This is a genomic window from Streptomyces adelaidensis (assembly GCF_016598475.1).
Lineage (GTDB): Bacteria > Actinomycetota > Actinomycetes > Streptomycetales > Streptomycetaceae > Streptomyces > Streptomyces adelaidensis.
In genome coordinates this window covers 1-812 of record NZ_JAEMUX010000269.1, presented here as the reverse complement: position 1 = coordinate 812, position 812 = coordinate 1, and the positions used below count along the sequence as shown (strand labels likewise).

Here is an 812-nt window from a genome sequence, read left to right as displayed (position 1 = left end):
ACGAAGGAGCAGGCCCTGATGGGACACGCTATCCGCAAGCACCGCCCGACCGAAGCCCTCCCGCAAGCCGCCGCTGACGCGCTGCGCCGCCTGGAGCTGGCCTTCACCCCCACCATCGTCGTGAACTACGACCACTTCGGCAGCCTCTGGGGCCACTCCACCACCGAGGAGACCGTGGCGGAGATCGCCGAGGCCCGCACCGAGGGCGCCACCGTCGAGGAGTGGAACACCAGCGACCGCAACGGCCAGCCGCTGTGCATCGCCCGCGTCATCCACCCGAAGTACGGCACCGACATCCGCGCCTTCACCAGCACCAGCCGCCTGGCGACGACCGCATGACCACACAACAGCCCACCCCCACCCCCACCGTGCACTACCTCCGCCAACACCACGCCGACGGCCACATCACCACCGACTACGGCCCGCACCTCGCCGACGAAACCCCCGGCACATGGACCACCATCGAAGCCACCGTCGAAACCGTCACCGCCCCCGCCCACGGCACCTGCTACGCCATCCTGACCACACCCACCGGACCCGGCCGCGCCCTCGCCATCCTCGACGCCCGCGACCACACCGAAGCCCTCGGCTGGATGCAGCGGCAGACAGTCCGCCTCACCGGGCAAGCCGCGACCGTCCTCGACCAGCCCGGCATCGACCTCCGCCGCCCGGCGGTGACCGCATGAGCTACACCGGCCCCACCTGCACCACCTGCGGCGGCCAAGGCGGCTACCCCGACACCACCCCCACCCAAGACGGCGGCCACACCACCGTCTTCCGCCCCTGCACCACCTGCGGCGGAAGGGGCACCC

2 protein-coding genes are annotated in these 812 nt (G+C 71.4%); both read left to right on the top strand.

Going from position 1 to position 812, the window contains the following annotated elements; genetic code table 11:
* Window positions 1–339 (top strand): hypothetical protein (locus tag I8N67_RS41780; protein ID WP_234047134.1); only part of this gene is annotated, 339 nt, incomplete at its 5' end.
* Complete coding sequence (locus I8N67_RS41775) at window positions 336–686, top strand: hypothetical protein (protein WP_200309614.1); 351 nt, start codon at window positions 336–338, stop codon at window positions 684–686. The genes I8N67_RS41780 and I8N67_RS41775, both read left to right, overlap by 4 nt.
* Window positions 687–812 lie beyond the last annotated feature (126 nt).